We start from the raw sequence: 26,251 nt of genomic DNA, 5'->3' as shown, positions 1-26,251 counted from the left end.
ATCCACATCACACCTGCCGAAAATTTCAAAGAACTTTTGCCGCAATTTATTGATAAAAAATTACTCCAGGAATAAGGTTTTGCTGGGGTGGATACTTTCAAGAAGGACCTTGGAGCTTTATTCCAAGACCTTATATCAGGTCAGAATAAAATCCAGTCCGTTTTCAGAATCCAGGGCGAAATGAGGCAAAAATAGACGACTAAGGAAAACACAAAAGACAGCAAACTCCAATGAAATAAGCAAAATCTCCAAATGGGAGGGAGAATATGATCCGGGTTAATCGCCTTTCGTATGGAGGTGGGAGGCTCTCCCAGGTTTCCGTAGTAACCTTGTATGCATTTGCTATGTTCAGGGAGTCAGTGCGAATTTCGAAGAGCGGTAGCGTCGATCGATGCTAGCGATTGAGAAATGGCAAAGGCAACAATTTTGCAGAAACCCGCACTGCAATATAGAAATTGTCACTAACAGTAATTATTTAGACTCTAATATCTGAATGATTTTATTCTCCACAATTGCCTTAATATCAAGAGCTAGTTCCTGATACTCTATTGTCTCGCTTTCGTCGGGAATATACATGTCTCCCGGATATCGAACATCGACTCCAAAGTCGCTAAGCTCTTTGGGATCAATATTTGCAAAATCTTTATCAATATCTGAACATTCGGAAAGAAGAAACTCAATATTATGTGTCTTTTTAATCTCAACATTGTTAGCAATAAGAAAGGCTTTCAATAATTTCTCAACAGCTTGTTGGCAATGAAAACAGGCAGATGAAGTAGCAATAATTTCATAGTCGACAAGTCTTTTAACGACTAACAAATCCTCATTAGCTTTAATGAGCCATTGTTTAATGAAATCTTTGGTATCTTTATTCATAAATCAACTCCTTCTCTAGCTGCTTGACGAAGAATATGTCCAGTTATTCGCTTTTTTGAGTTAAGCTCACTTTCACTATGAATGAGAATATCAGCCGGAATTTTATGTTTTGCTAATTCTTTTCTCAATTGTGATTTTAAATTTCTTTTTTGACGAACATCAATTGTCTTTCTGGTGATAACAACAAAATCATAATCGCTATCGCTGCTATTGTCATGGCGAGCACGAGATCCAAAGAGAAGAACTCTAGAGTCAGGAACAATCCTTTTGGCAGTCTCTTTAATAATTGAAAATGTATTTGAATCGTTGTTTATCATATCCTCATTTCCTATAAAATCAAAAATACAGAATTTTATTGAAATTAATGCAGACTTTTGGACAGAAGTCTCTTAAAGCTCAAACATAAGGGGTAAGTCTACATAAGCTCTTATACATTTTTTCCAGAAAGAATTGTTCAAAGATTATATAATACTCCTCAGTTTTGCTATTTTTAATTACAGGTTTTGCCTTTATTTCAGTATAATCTTCATCATTTTGATAAACTTCTGACAAGCAAAATTTATCAAAAAACATTACTTTCTTTTCATATATATTGTCATTTTTGGGAATACTGATTATAGGTATTGAATCCATTCCTTTTTTTAGCACCAACATTCCGATTTGATGCACATAAGTTACATATTCTTGCCAGTCTGAAACGCCATATTCCTTTAAGAATTTCAAATAATGTTCAGGTAGGTTTAAATTACAGTATTCAAGAAACAAACATGATTTTATCAATTCTGCTATTCTCAAATAAATGCAATTAGTTTCAGAATAAATCATCTGAATCAGGGAATTAGCAACAATCATTTCAGTCAAACTTTCTCTTGATTTAAACTCACAATTATAGTTTTGATTTAAAAGCAAATAGACTTTAAGTAAACGCTTATTGATTTCTCCTTCTGATAGTTCAAATTTCTTTTTCGGAGCAAAGTTTTGAATCAATTCGAAAAACTTTAAACTAGTTCTTACATTTAGTATTACTGCCATAAACAAGACATTAATAGAGCAACCCAATGAAAAAAGACCTCAAATAAGAAGATCATTACTGATTTTATATGTCAAAGAGCGAAAAAACATCCCTCAAACCGGTTTAAAACACCTCTCAAAAACCGATTCAAAACACTATAGATAATCACATGCTTCTCAAATCGTTATGGTGAGGCCCCGGGAAATTGTTTAGTTCAACAGAGCCTCCAATATCAAGCGTGTGCAAGCAACGCTTGATCGGAGGCTAAGTGTTAGGGCAAGTAGTTTTTAAATCATATATAGTCTAGAGTAAACTTGTCTCTTAAATATCCGTCTATATTATAAAAGTCTGAAATTAAATAGTTTTTAAAAATTAATTCATCAATATTCTTGCTAAGACTGTTGTCTGCCTTTAAATTCTCATTTGTAAATTCTTCAAATTCATCTCCATTAGCATGGTATGCTGCAACTTCACCCGCATTACCATATGCTATTAATACTGAACAATTCTGAGGTTCTGTAGTCTTGAATGATTTTTTTAAGATTTCATTATAAACTTCTTCTTTTTTCGGCTTCACTGGAGGTATTACGAAGTTAGAAGCGCACCATAAAAATTCGAGATTTTCGTAAGATTCAAGTTTTGTACTTAAGTAACGGATACCTTTAAAAGTAGTATTGTTAGTAACCCATTGCAAAAGTTTTCCGGAAATAATGTATTCTTCGTGAAAAAAATCATTTAGGTGTTTAACTCTAAAGGAAGTCGCTAGTACAAAAGGGAAAAATTTCAATTTGTCAATAGTGTATTCTTTTTGAATTGATTTTTTGTAATCGTTTTCAAGTTTACCTAATGTGTATGATAAGTCAAGTATTGGGATTTGTTTAGTTGGTCTAAATGCTGAAACCCACATTTCATTGAAGCTTGGTTTATTTAGTTCAAGCCAGGTAACATATGAAGATGCTGCTAAATATAAACATGGTAATCCTTCAATTGAGTATCTTTGTTTAGCAACCTTCTGCCTCAAGTTAAATGGGATATGGAATAAATCCTTCCTTTTGTTTAGGTTAGTAATTGACTTTCTTATTCTAATCAATTGATTTTTATTGCTTAAATTGTATGTTATATTCTCCAAATGTTTGTATTCTGTAGTTAGTAAATTCTCAATTTTTTTGTATGCGTTACCTGAATTTCCTTGTAAATATTCCTCAATTGCGTCAAGAATACTCTTTGATATTGTTGAAATTGAGGAGTAATCTTCAGATGATAGAATTCTATTAAAATCACTTTCAATCAAATATTTATTAAAAAATTCAAATTTATTCTTTAGCTCAGTTATATATGTTTCATTTTCTTTGCTTGTAAAAGGAGGCGAAAGTTTTTTTAAGTAGTCCATTTTGTTTGTTTTTTATTTGCCCTAACGAATTTATAAAAGCACCAGTTGCTGTTATACCGCTTTAATCTGGCTGAAAATTGCATTATACATCCCTATATGGAAGTATTGTGTACCTTTTTATGTAAACTAATTTATAAATCCTACTTCCCCATCATCTCCATCAATTGATCAACCTTCTCCCGTAGATACGTATTCTCTGTTTTTAAGTAGCTCAATCTCTCAATTTATAGTAACAGATCTTTATTTCAACACCCCTGACACATTCTATTTCAACATTTTTAGCTATTCACCCTAAGCATCAATGTCAAGTTTGGGGTCTCCCCTTTCGAGGCTCTGATTGCTACGGAAATTAATACCCAATTTATCGCTCATATCCTGTTGGCGGAATCCATCCAATTTTGTGGGGCCATTAATTAGTGTCTGTCCATAAAGTAACATTTGCGTCGTTACGCTTGCCGCCAAAATACTCATTTACCCAAGTAAACTCCGTTTTTGGCGGATTGCGCCACCGCTAAAGCTTTAGGCGGCACGCGGTCGCAAGCCTTGCAACTGTCACTTTCTGACCAGACACATGAATTTTTGCAAAGTTTCCCGACTTTATAAACGGGCACTAATTATTCATACCTGCAATATCTATATCTTGCCAAGTTTTAATAATCGAAAGTCAGCACATAAGAAAGTCCCGCATTTATCATTGATAACCAACACAATAATCCCTTCTATCTTTAAAACATTAAAAATAGAAAATATTATTAACAATAAAGGAAGAGCCTCTTGAAAATTTGAATATTCGGGTATCTGAAGTATGCAGCAAATTAGCTGACGCTTACATAAAGTTAGATCAATGCTCACCAGATCACAAATTCAGCTTTCGTACGTCTATTTGTTCGGCATTCTTCGGCCAACGGAGGTGCCTGAATCTACCCGGAAGAAGCCTGATGACCACAAAAATCTAAATGCTGTTTAATATTTTGTTAAATAAAAGCATTTTCAAATATTTGATTTTCAATGAGATAACTACACATTTATCGGGTCTTCTTCGTACCTTGTTCGGGTCTTGTTCGGCCTTTGTTCGACTGTTCTTCGACCTTATAAGGTCGAAGAACAGTCGAAGAAGCATCGAAGAAGCATCGAAGCAGGTACGACCCAGGATCGAAGCAGGTACGACGCGGAGGGGGACGGAAGCCGAAGGGTGTGGGGGGAATGACAGGGAGTAGCAGAATTAAGCGAGCAGACAAGTAGAGAAAAAGACGGAGATTAAGGCTGAGGTTGAGACTGAGATTGAGGTTGGAGGTTAGAGAATAGAATCTCAAATGAACTGTCAGCAATCATCTTTTCAAAAGAATTCAACTATGAATAGCCGAACCCGACAATTTAAACAGCGCGCTGACCCCGTTTGCTTGCCGGGCCGGCGATGGCGGGAGGCCAAAATGGGCGATTTTTAAGGTCTTGCGCAACGGCCGGAAATTTTGGATGACGCTGGAGGATAGGTTTAAGCGGACTTGACCTTTTGTTCCTTTTGGGCTAAGCCAACAGAAAAAGTCAGAAGAGTGAAGACAGAAGAAAAAAGCCCCCTACCCTAATCGTTTCACACACGAAGGGTTTTCCATCCCTCGTCTCCTGACAATAAAACAATAAAACCCATTTTTCATCCAATTAAGGTATCACTCCTGTCCCTGAAAGGGGCAAATTTGAGTAACCCCGGATGCCATCCGGGGTAAAAAGAATCCTGTTACATAAGGTCCCTGAAAGGGGCCAACGAGAATAAACAAATTCTCATCGAAGAACATTCAATACCTTCAGCGTCGGTTTCTTTATTATCATGACTTCTATAAACATGGGAACCCTTCAGGCCCCGGCTCTAAAAAAAGAAAACCATAATAAAAAAAAAGCAGCTGGAAAACAGCACAAATCATCCATACTTGCCGGTATGGCAGTGGTGCGAAGTTAAAAATCTTTTATTTCAAAGCTGAGATGACCAAAGAAAAACAACAAAACAAAAAGTCAATCACCCATTCTTTTCGATTCTCTTCACATATTCAGAAGGAGAAACGCCAAACTCCTCTTTGAAATAGCGGGAGAAATATTTGGGATCATTAAAGCCAACTTTAAAGGCCACTTCACCCACATTGAGCTGACTTTTGCCTAACAACTGGGCGCCTCGCTTCAGTCGCATAATGCGAATAAATTCCGTAGGTGTTTTTCCCGTCAGAGAAACGATTTTGTTGTAAAGATGTCCGCGGCTGACCCCCATTTCGCGACTAAATATTTCCACCGATAAATCGGTGTTGGCAATATTTTTCTCCACAAACCGCGTTGCTTTATTTATGAATTTTTCATCCAGGGAAGTTATGCCAATTTCACCGGGTTCTATTTCGAAATGTTGCTTTTCGAGTTTAGCCCGGAACTGCCGGCGAATCTCGATTTGTTTACCGATTTTAAGCTCCAGCACCTCATAATTGAAAGGCTTGGTAATGTAATCATCCGCTCCGGCACCCAATCCTTCTGCTTCCTGCTCAGAAGAGACCTTGGCTGTGAGCAGTATAACGGGAATATGAGACGTTTTAGATTCACTTTTCAGAATACGGCATAACTCCACGCCATCAGTTCCGGGCATCATGATGTCACTGATAATCACATCCGGAAAAACTGTACGGGCTTTTTCTATTCCGCTGTCTCCATCTGCAGCCTCAACAATGCGATAATTGCGACGCAGGTTTTCTTTAAGATAAAATCTCAAATCTTCATTGTCCTCGATAATCAGCAAAAGCGGTTTATCGTTGTTCCCGGTTTCCTGCGTCTCTTCGATGGCTTTTTCTCCTTCGTGAACACTGTAAACTTCTGCATTTTTGCCTGATGCCACCCCGGTATCTTCATCCTGAGATACAGGTAATTCAACAATAAAGGTACTTCCCTGTCCGGGATGACTATCCAGAAAAATTTCTCCTTCATGCAAGCGCACAAACTCCCGTGTGATGGCAAGTCCGATGCCACTACCGGGAATCTGGTTATCATCGTTTCTAATCTGAAAGAAACGATCAAAAATTTTCTCCTGCTTTTCAGACGAGATTCCAATACCTTTGTCACTAATAGCAATGCGTATTACTTTCCCTGTTTTTTTCTCCGAAGTCTCCGCATACTCAATATTCAACTTCACTTCTCCATACTCCTGAGAAAACTTAAAAGCATTAGACAACAAATTGAAAACAATTTTTTCCATTTTGTCCGGGTCAAAACTCATGGTCAGAGCATCAACATTCGAAGAAATAGAAAAACGAATGGATTTGGTGTCAAACAGGTCTGAAAAAGAAATGGCCACCTCCTTCACAAAAGCGACAATATCGCTTCTGGTTCTGCTGAGGACAATTCCCTGAACCTCCATCTTCCGAAAATCCAGCAATTGATTGACCAGCCCCAAAAGTCGTCGGGCATTTCGCGTCACCAACTTCAGCTGTTCCCTGATGCCTGTATCTTTCACTTCCTGCATAAGCTTTTCCAGCGGGGTAATAATCAACGTCAGTGGGGTTCTGAACTCATGACTGATATTTGTGAAAAACCGGATTTTCATTTCATCCACCTCATGAATCCGCTTATGCTCTGTCAACTCACTCTGACGTTGATATTTGATTCGCTCACGACGCCTTATGATAAAGCCAAAGAAAACAACTAAGCCCGCAAACAATATAATATAAGCACCATAAGCATACTGAGTTGCATAAAACGGGGGTTGAATGACCACTGTTAATGCTGCCTCTTCTCCATAAGGCCCGTCATCTCCTATCCGACCGCGAACACGAAACCGATAGGTTCCGTAATTCAGGTTGGTGTAAGTCGCCAGCGGGTTTTGAGCATCGGCAGTCACCCATTCCTCATTAAACCCTTCCAGGATATACTGATATTTAATTTTCTCCGGATGAAAATACCCCATACCTGAGAAATCCAGCGAAAACACATTCTGGTCATGTTTTAACTCAAGCGTATCAGAAAGAAACAGCGGTCGTCGGAGAATAACATGTCGGCCGACTTTTTCTCCAATACCAACTTTCTTATTAAAAAGCCGCAAACCTGTAATTCTTATCTGAGGAATCCGTGTACTCTTTTGAATCTTTGAAGGATCAAACAAATTGTATCCATCGGGTCCCCCAAATATCAGCTCACCGTCGGTAGTTTTAAAGGCAGCATGTTCATTAAACTCACGGCCCTGCAAACCGTCAAGAAGATCAAAGTTGCTAAGGGAATAATCAACCCCATCTTCCGAAGTAACCATTTCCAACCTCGAAAGACCATTTAAAGTACTCATCCATATATTACCACTACCATCTTCAAGCAAGTTGAGAATATTATTATCAGGCAATCCGTCTCGTTCCAGAAACAATCGAAACTCCTTTGTTTCAGGATTGTACATATTCAATCCGTTTCGGGTTCCTAACCACATCATTCCGCGTTGATCTTCGAGTATAGATAACACAATATGGTGACTTAAAGCATTTTGCTTGCCCGGATTGGCAGCAATATGAGAAAACCGACCGGTATTTTTGTTCAAGACATTCACTCCGTAAGAGGTACCAATCCAAAGATTTCCATCACGATCCTCCTCCATTGTCAGGATAAAATTAGAGTTTACAGAGTTCAGGTCCCCATCCCGGTAATGCAAAAACCGGTTATTGGCCTCATCAAAAAGGTCTAGTCCACCTCCCAGGGTACCAATCCAGATCCGACCGTCTGCATCTTCCAGGATCTTCCAGATTCGGTTATCTGATAAAGATCCCGGATCATCAGGATCGTGCAGGTACCTCTTAAACTTCCCGTTTTCATAACAATTCAGTCCACCATAATAAGTCCCCACCCATAAGCGATTTTTTGAATCATAAAGTAAACTCACTACCACATCATGGCTTAAAGAGTCCGGATTTGAGGGTTTTGCTCTGAATACCCTGAATTCCCCATTGCTTCGATTATGGTAGATCAGTCCTTTTCCATTGGTCCCGATGTAAAGATTTCCTTTTTCATCTTCGGCAAAACAATCAATGTCATTGGCCGGAAGCCCTCCTTCGAGGAAGGGATTGTGCGAAAAAAGTTTAAACTGAAACAGATCGGGATGATAATAATTAACCCCTTCTTTGTAGGTCCCGATCCAAATAGTCCCGGAATTATCCCGGATCAGGGATGTGATGCTGTTTTGAGACAAACTATTGGAGGCACCCTCTGTTGTTCTTACATTAATCACAGAAAAGTCAGCTTTGTCAATGATCTGCAAGCCTCCATGATCCGTGCCAACCCAGATATGGCCTTTCTCATCCTGCAGAATACCGGTTACAATATTGCTGGCCAGGTTGTATCGGGTATCATTTACGGAAAAGTGCAATTCTCTGCCATTTGACACATCCATATAGAATAATCCAAGATCACTTTGTTCCGAATAAATCCAGAGATTATCACTTTGATCCACAAAAACAGAATAATAGTCACTCACCGGAACATCGGATAAAATCCTGCTCATATAGGAAGAGACAACGTTACCGGATTCGATGTCCAACCGTTCCACCCGCCCTTGTGCATTCACGATCATCACTGTAGAATCAGTATCTACAATAATATCCGTAACTAAATCACTACTTATATCATATTCGTTCCCTCTCAACTCATGAAACCGCTCAATCTCTTCAGTTTGGGCATCTACTCTGAAAACCCCGTACTGATTGGTTGTCACCCACAAATTGGAGTCTCGGTCAACCACCAGCGAAGAGATATAATCAGAAGGAATGTGGTCTTCCCGGGTTAGCAGGTCATAATCAGAAGAAAATACATCTTTGTAAGGATTAAAAATAGTCAGTTGATTGTCCTGAGAAAAAACCCACAAAAAGCCCCGATGATCTTCAAAGATGCGTTGAACGTTATTGAACGGTATGGTTGTGGTGTCTCCGGGAATATTCTTGTAGGTCTTAAACGAGTGACCATCATATCTGTTGAGTCCGGAAACAGTGCCAAACCAAACAAATCCGAAACGATCTTTATGAATGGATGAAATTTGATTGTTGGAAAGTCCATGCGAGCTATTGAGGTGGCGAAATTTATAGTCGGCCTGATCCAGTCTTTGCCCTGTCAGAAACAAACAAAAAAAAGATAAAATCGCACTGACCAATACTTTTCGCAACATATACCTCATAACGCCATTATATCAGAGTCTCTTGCCCCAGTAAAAAATTCATTTGCCAGGGTCGGATGAAACTCGTCCCGAGCAAAAGGGACTCCTTTCATTAAAATTGAGCTTCTGCCGTCATTACCTGATTATTCGTAAATAATCTATCCCAATATTCAACTATCGACGAAGTCAATAAAACGGGATAAATGTAACAAAATAATAAAAATTACTATATCAATAGATCGTTAGATTTTAGAAGTTAGAGATTAGAGAAAATCGTAAAACATTGGCACTCTGCATTTTATCAAAAATACTCATTTGAACTTAAAGATTTAATTTCCAGAGCTTTGAAAAAGTTTAACGAACTATTATATATAAAACCATTGTTTTATTCATTTATGGCTGCATATTCAAACCAGTCATAAACAGCAGGTACCCGCGAGGCTTTCCCATTGTCATCAATAAACAGGTCCGGATCTATTTCAGACATATCCATCCAGAAAGCATTACTCCATGGGCCTGCGGGGTCTTTGGCAGTCATGAAAAAATTCCCGCCATGAGCAACATTCGTGGTAATCAAATAAAAAGTACCATTGTAAAACCTGATGGTGGGCGCAAAAATGTTGACCTCACCATTTATCTGCTCATTTCTGGTAATACAGTGTCCAATTTGCTCACAGTTTATCAGGTCCTTACTATGAAAAACGGGTACTCCCGGGAAATACTCAAAGGAGCTGTTTACCAAATAATAATCATCCCCTACCCTGCAAACACTTGGATCAGGATAAAAACCAGGAATCACAGGATTTGTGTAAGTAATTTCGGCTGCTGTATCAGCTGCCATCACCCAGGGATTGGGATTTACCTGTTGCGAAAAAGATATAGAAAAAAACAATAAAGCAACTGTGGAGAGGTACAATTTCACAATATTATATTATGTATGTTACAGATCATTGGTGCCCGGTTAAATAATTGAGATTTCTTCCCTACGCTCTCAATGACAAGCGTTTCCGGGAAATTATAGGCTGGCAGAGGTAATTTTAAACAAAAAAAAACAGACTGAAAACTATCATTCAGCCTGTTTTTATATATCATTTGTTGACTCCAATACGACTCATCCGAAAAGAAGTCTCTCCTTTTATCGAAATGTGTCAAGAACTACATCAACTTCAGCTTTTTGAGTTCAATTTTCAATTGTTCCCTGGTGTCATCCTCCATCTCGCAGAGGGGAGCACGGAATACTTCATTCACCCGGCCCATAAGTGCAAGAGCAGTTTTCACCGGCAATGGATTTGACTCGGCAAACATGAGCTCCATCAGCGCCCGGTACTTGTAAAACAATTCACGCGCCACCTTATAATCTCCATCAATAGAACTCTTCATCATTTGATGAAAATCAGCGGGAATCAGGTTGGCAACCACCGAAATACACCCATCTGCACCCAGACAGTTGGCTGAGTATGAGAGGAAATCATCTCCACTGTAAACTTTAAATCCGTCGGGTCGGTTGGCCAAAAGCTCGGCAAACACATTCATGTCACCACCTGCCTCTTTGATGGCAATGATATTTTTATAATTATTGGCAAGTTCAATAGCTGTAGCGGGTTCAATGTTGCTCCCTGTCCTTCCCGGTACATTGTATAAAATGATAGGGGCATCCACATTTTTGGCAACCTGCGAGAAATGTTTATACATACCCCTTTTAGAAGGTTTATTGTAATAAGGAGCCACCACCAATAAGGCATCAGCACCAAGTTCAACAGCTTTTCGACTGTATTTGATGCAATCGACCGTTGAGTTACTTCCGGTTCCGGCTATCACAGGAACTCTTCCGTTGACTTTCTTCACACAACGCTCAATCATCTGAGCATCTTCAGCATCGCTTAATGTAGGAGTTTCCCCTGTTGTTCCACACACCACTATTCCATCGGTTCCACTACTGATATGAAATTCCACCAATTCATCAAAGGTTTCCAAATCGATTTCACCGTTGTCTTTAAAAGGGGTTACAATGGCTACTATGGAGCCTTGCAATTGTTCAATCTGCATAGTTTGTTATTTTATATTAAATTCAAACTTCATTCATTTCCGTTACGACAATTAAGCTGACTCATTGCATTGTCTGAAACTCAAAGGTAATACATATTCGTTATTTGAGAAAATTTTTGTTCTTGTCAGTTCTGTGAATCAGTTCATCTGAAAAACAAAGAATCTCATCAAGAAAAACATTCTTTTGCGTAACCCTCACACCAAAAAAAACGTTTATGAAAAATCTGAAATTAAATTTTGCGTTTATTGGATAAACCATTTACTTTTACTGAAAAATTATCAATCATGAAGAAATTAGCACTTGTTGCCTCTGTGTTGTTGTTAGTAGCTTTGGTGTTTTCATCCTGCAAGTCTGTACAGGATTGTCCTGCTTATGGACAGGCAGATGTTGAAACTGAAGAAGTAAGAGCCTGATATTTTAATTGATTCTTACTGTACATCCGTTATATTTCCCGTTTGTTTCTCATCAGTATAAAATTTATATAAATTTAGGTCTGATGGAACTTGCATGCAAGAACTTACAAATGTTCTTTTGAAATAATCATTGCCATGCTCATTTCATCACGGGATGTTTAATGGTTGCTTAAAAAGCTATCAGAATCAGGGGAGAAAAACCAAAAAAAGGAACAAATGATCTGTTCCTTTTTTTTATGCCTCAAAAAAAAGGTGCCCGATATTGACGGACACCTATAAATGTTATGAAAATACAATTACTTGTAATCCACCGTAATGGTCTCAATAGAGCCGTCAGGTAAATGATTCAAGTCGGCATATCTGGCACTTCGAAGCCATGTCTTTCCTGAAACTGCAGAATCATGGAAGAACAAATACCACTTTCCCTTAAATTCAACAACCGAATGGTGCGTAGTCCATCCCACCACAGGATTTAGAATCACACCTCCATAGGTGAAAGGTCCATAAGGATTGTCTCCTGTAGCATAACAAATTTTATGCGTATCTCCTGTTGAATAAGTGAAATAGTATTTGCCATTGTATTTGTGCATCCAGGAAGCTTCGAAGAAGCGGCGATCGTTATCTCCGGCCTTCAAGGGTTCACCGTTCTCATCCAGAATAACAAGATTTTTGGGCTCTTCGCCAAATTGGAGCATATCATCGCTCAATGCAGCAACTTTGGCACACAAAGCAGGCTCATCATCGGCGGGCAACTGACCACATTCAATGGCCTTGTTATTTCGGTAACGTTGAAGCTGACCACCCCAGATACCCCCAAAATACATATAGTGCTTGCCATCCTCATCCTCAAAAACGCAAGGATCGATGGAGTAACTTCCTAACATAGGAAACGGCTCCGGGATAAATGGCCCTTCAGGTTTATCACTGATGGCCACTCCAATTCGGAAAATATCCGTCTTATCCTTTACAGGAAAATAGAGATAATATTTCCCTTTTTTATAGGCTGCATCACTGTCCCAAAGCTGACGTCCGGCCCAGGATATGTCCTTCACATGCAGTGCAACACCATGATCCTTTGCCTCAGCATCAATATCATCCATGGAGAAGATATGATAATCTTCCATGGCAAAATGAGACCCCAGATCATCCTCCGGGATTCCTGCCTCAAAATCATGCGATGGATAGATGTACAACTTTCCGTTAAACACATGCACTGCCGGATCGGCAATGAAGAGGTCTTTTGTCAAATGATCTCTAATCATAATTCTATGTTTTTAGTTAATTTCCGTCTATAAACTAAGCAAAATTTGGTTCTGGTCATGTGTTTGTCAAGAAAGTGCCGGCTACAAGGCTTGCAAAGCCCTAAAATAGGCAGTTTACTTGAGTAAATGAGTAATTTTCGGGCAAGCGTAACGCAGTAAATGGTACTTTATGGACAAACACTAGTTTGTCTTTGCAAGAAAACGCCAATCAATGCATTTCAACAAGCTCAATGCAGCACATTTTCTTATTTCTAAATCAGTCATTTACAAGCAATAAACTCTTTAGATCCAACTCGATAAATCGGGACGAAAGCCTTGTATTAACGTTTCTTGTCAAAAACTTAAATTTCCTTAGTTTTCTTATTGAAATTAATTAGTTTCCCAGTTTTTAGCCATTTCCAGGATGTTTTCCACACCCTCTTTCATCTGGTAGTTCCGGTCAAAAAGCAGTGGAAAGTCGGTTCTACCTTCAATTGGCCAGTCGTTTCTCCAGGAATTACCATCATGAACACCCCAGAATGTCACTCTTGTTATTTTCTCATGGTGCCTAAGAAACATTTCAAAAAATCCGGTATAACGATCCATCACCTCTTGATATACAGAATCGGGAAGACCTTCGGAATAAGGATCATATTCCTTTGACAACTCGTAATTCAAAGAGACTTCAGCAGTCACTTCATCTGAGGGCCATGGCACAATAGTCATATCCAATTCAGTAACCATAAGATTCACTCCCAGGGAAGACAACTTTTCGATAGAGGCTCCCATTTCTGAAATAAGCGGTATATCAAAGTTCAGATGTCCCTGCAAGCCAATACCATCAACTTTCACCCCTTTTTCGAGGAGATTGCTGACAAGATCATAAATACCGTCACACTTGGCCTTTCCGGAAACACCATAGTCGTTGTAATACAGTTCCGCTTCCGGATCTGCCTCCTGGGCAAATTGAAAAGCAAGCTCAATGTATTCAGGGCCGATAATCTGATACCACTTACTCTCACGCCAGGAACCATCGCCCTCAATAGCTTCATTTACCACATCCCAACCATCAACTCTTCCTTTGTAACGACCTACGATAGTCTGAATGTGGTGCTTCATACGCTCAATAAGCACTTCGCGCGAAACATCCTCCCCGTTTTCATCAACAAAAATCCAGGGAGCAGCCTGTGAATGCCAAACCAGGGTGTGACCAACGATGTGCATATTGTTTTTTTCAGCAAACTCCACGAAGGCATCCGCCTCATCCCAAAAGAAAATATCCTCCTCAGGATGAATGTTCTCCATTTTCATGCAGTTCTCTGCAACTGCAGAATTAAAATGCTTCTTGGCAATTTCGATTGCTTTGGGTTCGTTACCGGCGACCTGCTCAACATTAAGAGCCGTTCCCACCAGAAACTTCCCTTCAAAAGCATCCTTAAATGTCAGCTCTTCATTGCTCTTTGAACCGCTACACCCGGACATTACAATTCCGAGTGCAAATGCGGTTAAAAAAGAAACCTTCAACGTCTTCATTATAAAAATATTATTCTTGGTTATTTGTCGGCTGAACCCATTGTTTTCTGTGCAAATCCACTATCTCTTTCTTCTTTAAATTACCCGGCTTTCCGGATCATTATGATGATCTGCTCCAACAAATATGAGTTCCTTCCTGATGTCAATTCTATCTCTGAAAAAAATCGAAATTCGATTCCCTACTCTTCAGTCACACTACTACCTCTTCTCTCCAGCAACTCTTTCTCAATTCTCACTTCCATCGACTTATCGATATTGTAGAAAATCAAGCTTACCAAACCTACAAGGAATGTTAGAGCCGGGAATACACTCATGGACAACTTAATACCCTGAATGGCAGTATCAGGCTGGATAACTGCCTGCTCATTGTACCCAAACAATGCAAGAAGTCCGGCAAGAATCGCACCTCCCATACTCATACCAACCTTTAAACCAAAGGCCATGGCAGAGAAAACAATGGCAGTAGCCCGACGATTGTTTTTCCATTCGGAATAATCGGCCACATCGGCAATCATTGCCCAAAGCAAAGGAATGGTCAAGCCGTAAAAGAATCCATGGAAAAGCTGCAGAACATAAACGGCTCCAATGGCATCAGGAGCGAGGAAAAGAAAGAGGAACTGCGTAATCAAAGCTCCACTGAGGCCTACAATGAAAACATCTCTTTTCCCGTACTTATCTGCCAGACCTTTAGAAAAAGCAATACCAATCAACATCATCAATATGGCTACTGCATTAAACAGACTGAAGCCGGAAGTTGGTGCATCATTTGGCCAGTGAAACCCTACAAACCCCATGCTCTCGAACATACTGTCCACACTGTTTATAAAGCCGTTGAAACCTACATCTGTAAGGAACGTTGCCAAAGCAGTCTGATCCAGATAGTTTTCGAAATAATATACATAAACACCACTTTTGAGAGCCATCGTAATGAAAATAAAAGTGGTAAGAATCAACATCATGATCCAGGGACGGTTATGAAAAAGGTCTGAAAGGTCCTGCTTCACACTTGAGGTTTGCTCTTTGGAAGGAACAATTCGCTCTCTGGTGGTAAAAAAAGTAATCAAAAAGAAGACAATACCGATAACAGCAAAGAAACCCATCACGATTTCAAATCCGGCAGCCCGGTCTCCATCACCTACAATAAAAACCAATGGAAGCAAAACCACCTGAACAACAAACTGGGCAATCATCACTCCCGTAAAACGATAAGAGGAGATACTGTTACGGTCTGACATATTTCCGGTAATCACTCCACTCAAAGAAGAATATGGCAGGTTGTTGGCAGCATAAACAATAACCAGCAATATATAAGTAATCATTGCATAGGCAATTTTTCCTCCTGTGCTGAAATCCGGTGTGGAAAATGCCAGAATTGCAATTACGCCAAAAGGCACTGAAGTCCACAGAATCCAGGGCCTGAATTTACCCCAACGAGTTTTAGTCCGGTCGGCAATCATACCCATGACAGGGGTAAAAAAGGCTCCAACCATACCTCCTGCAAAGATAATGGCTGATGCTGACGATGGCGGAATTTTATACACATCCGTGTAGAAAAAGGCCAGGAATGTCATCAATGTCTGGAAAATAAGATTGGCTGCAAGGTCTCCAAGGCTGTAACCAATTTTCTCCTTTAAACTAATTCTCTCTGTCGTGCTCATAATTAATTTTTTACAAAACTTATCTAATAACAATTCAATTAAACATCTTTAAATCAGCACACTCAATAACACCCATTGTATTAAAACTTGTTACAAAATGCAAAATCAAAGATATTTACTCTAAGGCAGTTTTCAAATGCTTAAAACAAAAGAGAATAAAGTCATCTGTTATTTTCTGTTCTGCTTTTACACTCAAAAAAACACACCCCAATCACCCCACACCAATCAAATATTTGTCTTACAGACACTTCCAACCACCCAACAAACCACACCAAGCAGTCATGAATAAATTTTTTCCTCTTTCTGATAAAATATTTATCTACTATTTAAACAAAAATTTACACCATCAATACTCCAATCAAAAACCTTCAATTAGTCCAATTGCCATATATAAATTCACAGGTTTAAAAAATCCGCGATTCATTTCACATCGGTCATTCATTTTCCCCTATAGCAAGAATGATCACTATTTCCTTTGAGACAGTCATTGACATGCTAGTTTAATCCTTTTTTGTGCAGTTGCCTATATTTATTGGCCTTTAAACAACTGAAAACATTGGTGTCCGGCTAAAAAATTGAGATTGCTTCACTACGTTTGCAATGACGGGATTTTACACGATCTTGAGGGTTGGTAGGGGTTGATTTTCGGCAATGCCGAAAATCAACCCCTACCAACCCAGCTTAAAACCGATAAGACATTGTAATTGCCAGCAGAGCGAAGCAATCTTTTTTCATAATAATAGTTTTTCCCGGACAATAGTGAACTGAAAACAAAAAATCATCTATCGAAAACCGACAAAGTCAATAACCCAGATTGATTTTTTAAGATCAAAAATCCGTGTTTAAATTTTTTGGAAAAGGAAAAAAACACCTCCACTTAGCTAATTAACTTTTATTTAAGAAATTCAGCGGGTTATTTCTTGATGTTTTTGCTATGATTTCTTACTTTTGTACCGCGAAAACGAGAAGGTATATAAATATAATCTCTAAAAAAGCGATAATATGTCAAAAATCAAGATTGGTATTAATGGTTTCGGTCGTATCGGCCGCCTGGTGTTCCGCGCCGCTCAGAATTTCGATAACGTACAGGTTGTAGGTATCAATGACCTCATTGACGTTGAGTACATGGCTTACATGCTGAAGTACGATTCTACTCATGGTCGTTTCAACGGTGAGGTTGAAGTTAAAGGTGGAAAACTGATTGTAAACGGAAACGAAATCCGTGTTACTTCAGAGAAAAATCCTGCTGACCTGAAGTGGAGCGACGTAGGTGCTGAGTACGTTGTTGAGTCAACCGGTCTTTTCCTGACTAAGGAAAAAGCTGAAGGACACATCAAAGCCGGTGCCAAAAAAGTTGTTATGTCTGCTCCTTCAAAGGACGACACCCCTATGTTTGTTTGCGGTGTAAACCTCGACAAATATACCAAAGACATGGATTTCGTTTCAAACGCTTCATGTACTACCAACTGTCTGGCTCCTATCGCCAAAGTATTGAACGACAAGTTCGGTATTGTTGAAGGTCTGATGACCACTGTTCACGCTACCACTGCTACCCAGAAAACTGTTGACGGTCCTTCTATGAAAGACTGGCGCGGTGGACGTGGTGCCGGACAAAACATTATCCCTTCTTCAACCGGTGCTGCTAAAGCTGTAGGAAAAGTAATTCCTGAATTGAACGGAAAACTGACTGGTATGGCTTTCCGCGTTCCTACTCCTGACGTATCTGTAGTTGACCTGACTTGCCGTCTGGAAAAAGGTGCTTCTTACGAAGAGGTTTGCAAAGCTATGAAAGAAGCTTCTGAAGGAGAATTGAAAGGCGTGCTTGGTTATACTGAAGATGCAGTTGTTTCCAACGACTTCGTAGGTGAAACCAAAACTTCTGTATTCGATGCAGACGCAGGTATTTCATTGAACGACAACTTCGTAAAAGTTGTTAGCTGGTACGACAACGAAATGGGTTACTCAACTAAGGTTGTTGAACTCATTCAGCACATGAACTCTGTAGATAACGCCTAATTCAGGTTTTATCATAACATCAAAAAGCCTCCTTTACGGGAGGCTTTTTTTGTTTATAATCCTTGATGTCCGGTTCACAAATTTAGATTGCTTCACTACGTTGGCAAAGCGAAGCAATCTCTTAAATACAGTTGTTCCGAACAACAGAGATACTGAATAAAAAACATGCCTCTTTCAGTGATATCCAAACGAGACATACTGAGCGATTAAAGCAATAAGATACCTACCGCTTCACAAACCGGAAAGACTCAGTCTCTCCATCAATTGAAACCTGAAGAATATAAACACCCTCAGACAATCCACTCACATCAATCTTTGATCCGGAAGCACCAAGTTCACCATTTGCCACCCCTGAACCATTTAAGGATGAGATAGAATAAGTTCCTTTTGCTTTAGTGGCAATATTCAAAACTGCTCCCACAGGGTTCGGAAAGATTCTAAGTGAACCAATTTTTGATGGTTCATCAACCAGCGTAACATCCCCTGTTATCTCAACATCAAAACTGCATTCTGCAACAATACCCTCCTGGTCAGTTACCGTCCAGATAACCGAATTCATACCAACCGGAAGTTCAGCTCCGTCCAGCGTGGACCCATCATTAAAACTATTGGATAGCGTAATTCCACATTTATCCACCACCTGAACAGGATCCAGCTCGGTTCCACTCACCAGATATGTACTTTCTCCCATGTCCAAATCACGCGAAGTATTCATCACACAATCGATGGAAAGCGGCGTCACATCTACATAAGCATATCGATAAATGCGGTCATCTTTGGTGACAAACAGGTCACGTCCGCAATCATTGTCAAAATCGGAAGCAGTTAGTTGAACCCCGGTGGCCATCCCACTTGTCTGAACAGGGATTTTAGCACCATCAGCAAACAAGGTTTCAGTATTAAAGGATACTGCATTACTAAAATCAAGAACTCCAGTTCCATCATTCCTAAATACAGCAATTTTGTTATAATATGTATCAGATATGCTAAGATCCAAATCGCCATCACCATCCACATCCACCATAGCCACAGCATTTGGATAATCCCCAAAAATACTATAAGTAACGGTTGTAGTTACAGGATTCTCCAACCCGCTTCCCATATTGGCATAATGCATCATTGAGTTATCGGTAGTTCCGGCAAACAAATCGGCTGTTCCGTCTCCGGTAATGTCTTCGAAGGCGATGTTGAACAATTTGGAAGAAGGCAAAACATCTCCACCGGTACTCCGGAGCAACTGCAACCCACTAAAGTTTCCATCTGCATCGCCGTAAGAAGCTACCAGCAAATACTCATATAACATCTCTTCAGAAACAGTATCATACAGAACAAAATCGGAATACACAAGGTCCATATTCCCATCATCATCCAGATCCGTGAGGGCAAAAACACCTGTTTTCAGATCAACACCATCAACCTGCAGGTTTTTTTCAAAAATGAAATGCTCGTTTCCCTTGTTTCTAAAAAAACGCACAGGATTACTTGATGTCCCGCTTTTCAGCTGACCGGAGGAAGGAGCCAAAAAACCTCCACTGTCGGAATCATCAGGCATACAAATCAACAAGTCAGCAAAACCATCCTTATCAAGGTCAGCAAAATGGAAAGGCCAGGACTCATCGATATCAACAGGATTCAGAGAAGAGGTTGTACCGTCATTTACAAAGGTAGTAACAGGCGTGGATTGCAGGAAACGCAGCAGTTCACCACTTTGACTGACCGACAACAACAAATCATCTGAAGAATTCAGATGAACAAAAGAAAAATATCCATTATTGGTCAAAATCTCATCACCATTGCTGTCCAAAAGAACTTCCGAACCCGCAAAAACATCATTCCCGCTATTTTGAAAAACTTTTAAATGGTCGTCCATATAAATTGACCCTACCATTTCCAGAGTCCCGTCATCATCAATATCCACAAATGAAAAGCCCCGAACATCCTCGAGAACAACACCTTCTTCAGCCTCAAGAAAAGTTGGATTTACAGCAAACCCATCAATGATTTCATATTTCCTGATTGGCAACCGATAAGCAGGACTCGAATAATCATACGGATCCTCCCTGAATTGGGTCAGCCCCGCATATAGTTCCGGGTTTCCGTCATCATCTAAATCCGCAATTTCAATGGAATTAAGATGGTCGAGATATAAACCAGTTGTTTCATCGACCATTAAATCGCCGTTAAAAGAAAAACTTCCATCTCCGTTACCTGAAAAAACTTTAATTCCGCTGCTTACCTGAACAACCAGTTCAGGAATGCCGTCTCCCGACAAATCATAAAAGGTAAAATCTCCCAGCGCATAGTAACTAATAGCTGCCCCATCAGCCATCAGAAAACCATCATTTATAAAAGCTCCTGATTCATCTTCTTCAAGAACAGCAATGCCTGTATTGCTTCCGGTATAAATCATCGACTGCAACAATTCCGTATCTCCATCGCCATCCACATCATAAAACATGCTTCTCCCAAAACTCTGCAATACACCGGGTTCAAGAACATTCAGCTCTCCTTTGGCAGTGAATTCCTGCCCCATGGCCAATGCCCCCGAAAGCATCAATGCAGCGGCTGTGCCGGCCAGCCGAACGCCAACAACATGTTGCAACTTTTCCAAACGAGAAAAAACATGTTGAAGCTTCTGCCTCAATTTCTCAAACTCAGCAATACTGTGATTCTCGTCCAGAATAATCAGCTGAACCCGACGATACAGTTTGTTAAACTTACCAACCAGGCGATTCCAATCTCTGTGTCTTGGAATAAAAAGTAGTTTCTTCTTCATCAGCAAAATTTTCGATTACAACCCAAAAAACACAAAAGAAACCACTGGTGTCCGTTTAAAGATTTCTCCGGACAATAGTGATAATAAATTAATCTCAGTCTCTTACCTTGCCATTTAGATAAAACACAAAAGGTGAAAACAGGCTGAAAGTCTGAGAACACAAACCCAGGACAAACCCCCTGGGGTGGAAGACAATTCCAAAATCTACATCACAAACCTGAATCTTATTATAAGAACTTGATTCTCTGACAATAGTTTCACTTTTCGTCAAAAAAATCAGACCGGTTATCCCAATTTATCTTATTCTGACCTGCAATAATATCAATTTGGCGCACCAAATATTGCTCCACACCTCTCCCATAATGATCAGGCAACACCTTAAAAGAAGGAACAGTAAAACTTTTTTCCCCTTTCATGCGAATCAAAGCCATAGCTGCAGGCTTCTGCTCCAACACAACCACCAAAGCAGTCATTATATCCATATTCCCATAAGTACCATTACTGCCTAAATTGTTGTTTATTAAGGCAGCAAACTTCTTTTTGATTACCGACAATGCAACATTTTTGATGACTTGTGTGGAATAACTTTTTGGGGAAGGTTGAGACTGAGACTGAGACTGAGATTTCTCCGGTTCTTTCCAAAACGATTGTTGCCCCAACGCATAAGCAGCTTTGTGGATATCCATATCGGCAGATATAATAGAAGGGCGTAAAGAAGGAACAATCTTTACATCATAAATTTCATCAACACTCATGGTGTATTTCATAAAGCCAACGACCGTTTTATAGGGCAGGTAAACGGCAATAACACCTGCAAAAGAGGTTTTTGCAATGGGTAAGTCAGCGAAAACAGGACTGTTGTGCCGGAGTTTGGAGACCCCGATAAACAGATAATCGCCCCAGCGAACCATTCCACGGGCAAAACCACCAAGGCTGACAATCACTTCATAGGATTTCTGTCTGAGATCAACTTTAATCAATTCGCCCTGTGCAGAATTCAAGAGATACAATTCATCATCATAAACCCTTGGAGAATGGGGCATGGAAAGGTTATCAAGTATGATTTCCCCGGATGGATACTCCATCAGTACACCGCCACTCATTTTATTATCACGCCATTGATGAGGCTGATTTCCCTGTCCGAGAGCTGTAACATATTTTATCTGCCCGTCCGCAACAGCCATTCCGTTAAGATGACATCGATCTTCCGGTTGCAAATCACTAATAAAGGGAGGTTGCCAGACAGAAGTAAAGTTGCTTTCACTGTTAATCTCACTCACCGAAGAAAACAGGGTGTTAACTGACAACAACTTACCATTCACAAACGCCATGTCATGTAAAGCAAGATTGCCGGTATAAAAAGAAGCTCTGGGCAAATAAATAGAGTCATAAACCCCTGGTTTTGTGGGGTAACCAGCAGCAAGACCTGGCTCATTTCGGAGCAAAACAACCTCATGAGTGGTGGCAACGGCAAGCCTGTCCTCATCAGCAGCCATCCCCATTGCGCCGGAGAAAGTCCGGGGCAGCTGAATCAGTCTGTCATTATCCACCGGGCTGACTATTATCACCTTACCGGCCTGGTATGTACTAACGGCCAGAGAAATACCCAGTTTCCCCAACAATTCGGCAAATTGGGGGGAATATTCACAATCAAAAGGTTTTGGTTGATTCATCCGTATAAAATTTATTAATTAAGGTCGGATGGAACTCGCATGCAAGAATTTATACATGTTCTTTTGAGGCAATCGTTGCCATGCTCGTTTCATTCGTCGAAGTTTTATCTAAATTATTTGTCAAGATAATGATTCTGAAAACAAGATCCATTTTTATTCCTTTACCCCTTATGTAGTGTTTGTCTATAAAGTCCAACTTCTGCGTTGTTGCTCAAAATCCAAATCCTCATCCCGATTGTGCTTTTTGTTGGTTTTTTGTTCAAAAAACCTTACAAAAGCTACTTCGGGACTGCGGTTTAGATTTTTCACACGTCTTGAATTTGAACTTTCTATCTCAAACACGTGAAATACGCTTAGTTTATGGACAAACTCTATGTAAATGGAAAGTCAAAAACAAAACCAACCATTATTTGTTAAAAGAATACTGTATCAAACAGATTATGCTAAGGGAACACCCCTGAAATCCGGCAAGTTTTCACTAAATTTGTCAATCTGTAACCGAAAATATCTAATTATCTTACAAAAATACTTTTAACCATGGCATTCGACATTAATATGATTAAAAAGGTCTATGCCGGAATGGACGAGAAAATCAAAACAGCTCGTGCCCTTCTGAACAGACCACTAACGCTGACAGAAAAAATCCTTTACAGTCACCTGGCCGATGAATTCCCGGCAAAACCTTTTGAGCGGGGAAAATCTTATGTCAATTTTGCTCCCGACAGAGTAGCGATGCAGGATGCCACAGCTCAGATGGCCCTTCTGCAGTTTATGCAGGCCGGAAAAGATAAAGTAGCAGTACCATCGACAGTTCATGCCGATCACCTGATTCAGGCCAAGGTAGGTGCCAATGACGACTTAAAAACCGCTGAAGTTACCAATAAAGAGGTTTATGACTTCCTGAGTTCGGTCTGTAACAAATACGGACTTGGATTCTGGAAGCCCGGAGCCGGAATTATTCACCAGGTGGTACTGGAAAACTATGCATTTCCCGGCGGAATGATGATTGGTACCGACTCACACACCCCCAATGCCGGAGGACTTGGAATGATTGCCGTTGGCGTAGGTGGTGCTGATGCCGTAGATGTGATGGCCGGGATGCCGTGGGAAGTAAAATTCCCCAAGCTGATCGGAGTGAAACTCACCGGAAAGCTGAATGGCTGGACCGCTCCAAAGGACATTATCCTCAAGGTCGCCGGACTGCTTACTGTTAAAGGAGGAACCGGATACATTCTGGAGTATTTTGGTGAAGGAGCTCAGTCACTCTCTGCCACAGGTAAAGGAACCATTGGTAATATGGGAGCTGAAATAGGTGCCACCACTTCCACTTTTGGATTTGACGATGCCATGGTTCGTTATTTCCGGGCTACCAAACGTGATGATGTTGCCGAGGCAGCTCTCGAGGTTAAAGAACACCTCACCGGAGACCCGGAAGCTTATGCCGATCCCGAAAAATACTTTGATCAGGTCATCGAGATTAACCTCAGCGAGTTGGAACCCCACCTCAACGGACCGTTTACACCCGATTTGGCAACCCCTATTTCCAAGGTGCGCGAAGTAGCCAAAGAAAACGGATGGCCCACCAAGGTGGAATTCGGACTAATCGGTTCTTGTACCAACTCATCGTATGAAGACATCTCCCGAGCTGCCTCCATTGCCAAACAAGCAGTGGACAAAGGGCTAAAGGTAAAATCAGAATTTACGGTTACACCCGGTTCGGAACAGGTTCGTTTTACCATTGAGCGCGACGGATACATCGACCTCTTTGAGAAAATGGGCGGACGCGTTTTTGCCAATGCCTGTGGCCCCTGTATTGGTATGTGGGCGCGTGAGGGCGCCGACAAACAGGAGAAAAATACCATTGTACACTCTTTCAACCGCAACTTTGCCAAACGGGCGGATGGAAACCCCAACACACATGCATTTGTGGCATCACCCGAATTGGTGACAGCCATTGCCATATCAGGAGAGCTTGGATTCAATCCTTTGACCGACACACTGAAAAACGACAAAGGCGAGGAAATCAAGCTTGAGCCGCCAACAGGGTACGAACTTCCTCCCAAAGGTTTTGATGTAAAAGATGCCGGTTATCAGGAACCAGCAAAAGACGGAACCGGAGTGGAAGTGGTGGTAAAGCCTGACAGTAAACGTCTGCAACTACTCACACCTTTCGAACCGTGGGACGGAAAGAATATTACAGGTGCAAAACTGCTTATCAAGGCAGCAGGAAAATGTACCACCGACCACATCTCTATGGCAGGCCCCTGGTTGCGCTTCCGTGGCCACCTGGACAATATTTCCGACAACATGCTCATTGGTGCCATCAATGCTTTCAATCAGGAAAGTAATAAAGTAAAAAATCAGCTGAACGGCAAATACGGCAAAGTACCTGATGTGCAAAGGGAATACAAAGCCCAAAACATTCCAACCGTAGTAGTGGGTGACCACAACTATGGCGAAGGTTCGTCCCGCGAGCATGCAGCCATGGAGCCACGTCATCTGGGCGTAAAAGTTGTGCTGGTAAAAAGTTTTGCTCGCATCCACGAAACAAATCTCAAAAAACAGGGAATGCTGGCGCTTACCTTTGAAGATGAGAACGATTACGACAAGATTCAGGAGGACGATGTTTTCAACTTCACGGATCTGGAGGCCTTCGCTCCTGATAAACCTGTTACCATTGAGGTAGAACATGCCGATGGAACTAAAGATACCATAAAGGCGCTTCATACTTACAATGACCAACAGATTGGATGGTACAAAGCAGGTTCAGCACTTAATTTGATTGCTGCTAAAAATGCCTGATTAATACAACAATCAATTATCATACTCCGCACGAAATCTTCGAGGCGGAGTTTTTTTTATTATCAGTAAAAATATAAATCAAATCTATATTGAATAAAAACATCCTATTTGATTGGCTTTGGACTTTTGAGTAATTTTGTTCTAAACAAAAACCAAAAAAGATAGAATTATGAAAAATGTAAATGAAATTTTAGGACTCAAAAACACAAATGAAGTAAACGAAAAACTGAATGAACTGCTGGCCAGTTTTCAGGTATATTATCAAAACCTGAGGGGTTTTCACTGGAATGTAAAAGGAAAAATGTTCTTTACCCTGCACAATAAATTCGAAGAACTGTACGACGATGCAGCAGAAAAAGTAGATGAAGTAGCAGAGCGCATTCTCACTTTGGGAGGGACTCCTCTTCACACTTTTGAGGATTACCTGAAAACTTCAAAAATTGCTGTTGTAAAGGATGAAAACGACGGTATGAAGTTGGTGGAAGCCACTTTGGAAAACCTGAGCACCCTTATAAAAATTGAAAGGGAACTACTCGAAGTGGCCGAAAAAGCAGATGATGAAGGAACCAATGCATTGGCAAGTGATTTCATCTCCGAACAGGAAAAAACTGTCTGGATGCTCAATTCACTACTTGGATAATTAGTATCTGTCCATAAAGTCCCATTTAC

Annotated in this window: 17 protein-coding genes; 4 read left to right on the top strand and 13 right to left on the bottom strand. The window is 40.4% G+C overall.

Features of this window, described 5'->3' with window-relative positions; translation table 11 throughout:
- Positions 1-471: 471 nt before the first annotated feature.
- The 7 genes from BY457_RS13130 to dapA form a co-directional block, all read right to left on the bottom strand.
- Positions 472-876 carry a HEPN domain-containing protein gene (locus tag BY457_RS13130; RefSeq protein ID WP_106153779.1) on the bottom strand — a complete coding sequence of 135 codons (405 nt, stop codon included), beginning with the start codon at positions 874-876 and terminating at the stop codon, positions 472-474.
- Entirely contained in the window at positions 873-1,193 is a 321-nt protein-coding gene (locus BY457_RS13125) for a nucleotidyltransferase domain-containing protein (protein WP_106153778.1), read from the bottom strand. Before BY457_RS13125 ends, BY457_RS13130 begins: the two co-directional genes overlap by 4 nt.
- 79 nt (positions 1,194-1,272) lie before the next feature.
- The gene (locus BY457_RS13120) at positions 1,273-1,908 is read right to left on the bottom strand and encodes a hypothetical protein (RefSeq protein ID WP_146130985.1); all 636 of its coding nucleotides are present in this window, start codon (positions 1,906-1,908) and stop codon (positions 1,273-1,275) included.
- A 272-nt stretch (positions 1,909-2,180) separates the two neighbouring features.
- Complete coding sequence (locus BY457_RS13115; RefSeq protein WP_106153776.1) at positions 2,181-3,278, bottom strand: hypothetical protein; 1,098 nt, start codon at positions 3,276-3,278, stop codon at positions 2,181-2,183.
- Between the two features lie 2,008 nt (positions 3,279-5,286).
- Positions 5,287-9,444: a hybrid sensor histidine kinase/response regulator transcription factor gene (locus BY457_RS13105; RefSeq protein WP_106153774.1), complete on the bottom strand. Its 4,158-nt coding sequence runs from the start codon at positions 9,442-9,444 to the stop codon at positions 5,287-5,289.
- 364 nt (positions 9,445-9,808) lie between these two features.
- Positions 9,809-10,345, bottom strand: a complete 537-nt coding sequence (locus tag BY457_RS13100) for a family 43 glycosylhydrolase (RefSeq protein ID WP_258176732.1) — start codon at positions 10,343-10,345, stop codon at positions 9,809-9,811.
- Between the two features lie 233 nt (positions 10,346-10,578).
- The gene (dapA, locus tag BY457_RS13095; protein WP_106153773.1) at positions 10,579-11,469 is read right to left on the bottom strand and encodes a 4-hydroxy-tetrahydrodipicolinate synthase; all 891 of its coding nucleotides are present in this window, start codon (positions 11,467-11,469) and stop codon (positions 10,579-10,581) included.
- Between the two features lie 285 nt (positions 11,470-11,754).
- Between dapA and BY457_RS19250 the strand changes: the two genes are divergently transcribed.
- The gene (locus BY457_RS19250) at positions 11,755-11,883 is read left to right on the top strand and encodes a hypothetical protein (protein ID WP_258176731.1); all 129 of its coding nucleotides are present in this window, start codon (positions 11,755-11,757) and stop codon (positions 11,881-11,883) included.
- Positions 11,884-12,179: 296 nt separating this feature from the next.
- Here BY457_RS19250 and BY457_RS13090 read toward each other — a convergent pair whose 3' ends face one another.
- From BY457_RS13090 to BY457_RS13080, 3 genes are all read right to left on the bottom strand, one after another.
- On the bottom strand, positions 12,180-13,145 hold the full coding sequence (locus BY457_RS13090; protein WP_106153772.1) for a glycoside hydrolase family 43 protein: 966 nt from the start codon (positions 13,143-13,145) through the stop codon (positions 12,180-12,182).
- A gap of 369 nt (positions 13,146-13,514) precedes the next feature.
- Positions 13,515-14,657 carry an endo-1,4-beta-xylanase gene (locus BY457_RS13085; RefSeq protein ID WP_106153771.1) on the bottom strand — a complete coding sequence of 381 codons (1,143 nt, stop codon included), beginning with the start codon at positions 14,655-14,657 and terminating at the stop codon, positions 13,515-13,517.
- A 179-nt stretch (positions 14,658-14,836) separates the two neighbouring features.
- Complete coding sequence (locus BY457_RS13080; protein ID WP_106153770.1) at positions 14,837-16,315, bottom strand: MFS transporter; 1,479 nt, start codon at positions 16,313-16,315, stop codon at positions 14,837-14,839.
- A gap of 1,002 nt (positions 16,316-17,317) precedes the next feature.
- Between BY457_RS13080 and gap the strand changes: the two genes are divergently transcribed.
- A complete protein-coding gene (gene gap / locus BY457_RS13075; RefSeq protein WP_106153769.1) occupies positions 17,318-18,331 on the top strand; it encodes a type I glyceraldehyde-3-phosphate dehydrogenase in 1,014 nt (337 codons plus the stop codon).
- 223 nt (positions 18,332-18,554) lie between these two features.
- On the opposite strand, the gene BY457_RS13070 is transcribed toward gap, so the two are convergent.
- The 3 genes from BY457_RS13070 to BY457_RS19245 form a co-directional block, all read right to left on the bottom strand.
- Positions 18,555-21,107, bottom strand: a complete 2,553-nt coding sequence (locus BY457_RS13070; protein WP_106153768.1) for an FG-GAP-like repeat-containing protein — start codon at positions 21,105-21,107, stop codon at positions 18,555-18,557.
- Positions 21,108-21,364: 257 nt separating this feature from the next.
- A complete protein-coding gene (locus BY457_RS13065) occupies positions 21,365-22,780 on the bottom strand; it encodes a TIGR03032 family protein (protein WP_106153767.1) in 1,416 nt (471 codons plus the stop codon).
- A gap of 183 nt (positions 22,781-22,963) precedes the next feature.
- Positions 22,964-23,089 carry a hypothetical protein gene (locus BY457_RS19245; RefSeq protein WP_258176729.1) on the bottom strand — a complete coding sequence of 42 codons (126 nt, stop codon included), beginning with the start codon at positions 23,087-23,089 and terminating at the stop codon, positions 22,964-22,966.
- Positions 23,090-23,317: 228 nt separating this feature from the next.
- On the opposite strand from BY457_RS19245, the gene BY457_RS13060 reads away from it, so the two are divergent.
- Both BY457_RS13060 and BY457_RS13055 read left to right on the top strand, forming a co-directional pair.
- Positions 23,318-25,582, top strand: a complete 2,265-nt coding sequence (locus BY457_RS13060; RefSeq protein ID WP_106153766.1) for an aconitate hydratase — start codon at positions 23,318-23,320, stop codon at positions 25,580-25,582.
- A gap of 169 nt (positions 25,583-25,751) precedes the next feature.
- Positions 25,752-26,222 carry a Dps family protein gene (locus tag BY457_RS13055; RefSeq protein ID WP_106153765.1) on the top strand — a complete coding sequence of 157 codons (471 nt, stop codon included), beginning with the start codon at positions 25,752-25,754 and terminating at the stop codon, positions 26,220-26,222.
- Positions 26,223-26,251: the final 29 nt, after the last annotated feature.

This window comes from Marinilabilia salmonicolor (assembly GCF_003003035.1).
Lineage (GTDB): Bacteria > Bacteroidota > Bacteroidia > Bacteroidales > Marinilabiliaceae > Marinilabilia > Marinilabilia salmonicolor_A.
Note: the sequence above shows the minus strand (reverse complement) of the source record. Positions and strands in the feature narration are given on the sequence as shown.

Bases quoted from the DNA above. Each gene is read 5' to 3' on its own strand.
- BY457_RS13130 (WP_106153779.1), bottom strand. From the start codon at position 876: ATGAATAAAGATACCAAAGATTTCATTAAACAATGGCTCATTAAAGCT.
- BY457_RS19250 (WP_258176731.1), top strand. From the start codon at position 11,755: ATGAAGAAATTAGCACTTGTTGCCTCTGTGTTGTTGTTAGTAGCTTTG.
- BY457_RS13060 (WP_106153766.1), top strand. From the start codon at position 23,318: ATGGCATTCGACATTAATATGATTAAAAAGGTCTATGCCGGAATGGAC.
- BY457_RS13120 (WP_146130985.1), bottom strand. From the start codon at position 1,908: ATGGCAGTAATACTAAATGTAAGAACTAGTTTAAAGTTTTTCGAATTG.
- BY457_RS13085 (WP_106153771.1), bottom strand. From the start codon at position 14,657: ATGAAGACGTTGAAGGTTTCTTTTTTAACCGCATTTGCACTCGGAATT.
- BY457_RS13065 (WP_106153767.1), bottom strand. From the start codon at position 22,780: ATGAATCAACCAAAACCTTTTGATTGTGAATATTCCCCCCAATTTGCC.
- BY457_RS13105 (WP_106153774.1), bottom strand. From the start codon at position 9,444: ATGAGGTATATGTTGCGAAAAGTATTGGTCAGTGCGATTTTATCTTTT.
- BY457_RS13080 (WP_106153770.1), bottom strand. From the start codon at position 16,315: ATGAGCACGACAGAGAGAATTAGTTTAAAGGAGAAAATTGGTTACAGC.
- BY457_RS13115 (WP_106153776.1), bottom strand. From the start codon at position 3,278: ATGGACTACTTAAAAAAACTTTCGCCTCCTTTTACAAGCAAAGAAAAT.
- BY457_RS13090 (WP_106153772.1), bottom strand. From the start codon at position 13,145: ATGATTAGAGATCATTTGACAAAAGACCTCTTCATTGCCGATCCGGCA.
- BY457_RS13125 (WP_106153778.1), bottom strand. From the start codon at position 1,193: ATGATAAACAACGATTCAAATACATTTTCAATTATTAAAGAGACTGCC.
- dapA (WP_106153773.1), bottom strand. From the start codon at position 11,469: ATGCAGATTGAACAATTGCAAGGCTCCATAGTAGCCATTGTAACCCCT.
- gap (WP_106153769.1), top strand. From the start codon at position 17,318: ATGTCAAAAATCAAGATTGGTATTAATGGTTTCGGTCGTATCGGCCGC.
- BY457_RS13070 (WP_106153768.1), bottom strand. From the start codon at position 21,107: ATGAAGAAGAAACTACTTTTTATTCCAAGACACAGAGATTGGAATCGC.
- BY457_RS13055 (WP_106153765.1), top strand. From the start codon at position 25,752: ATGAAAAATGTAAATGAAATTTTAGGACTCAAAAACACAAATGAAGTA.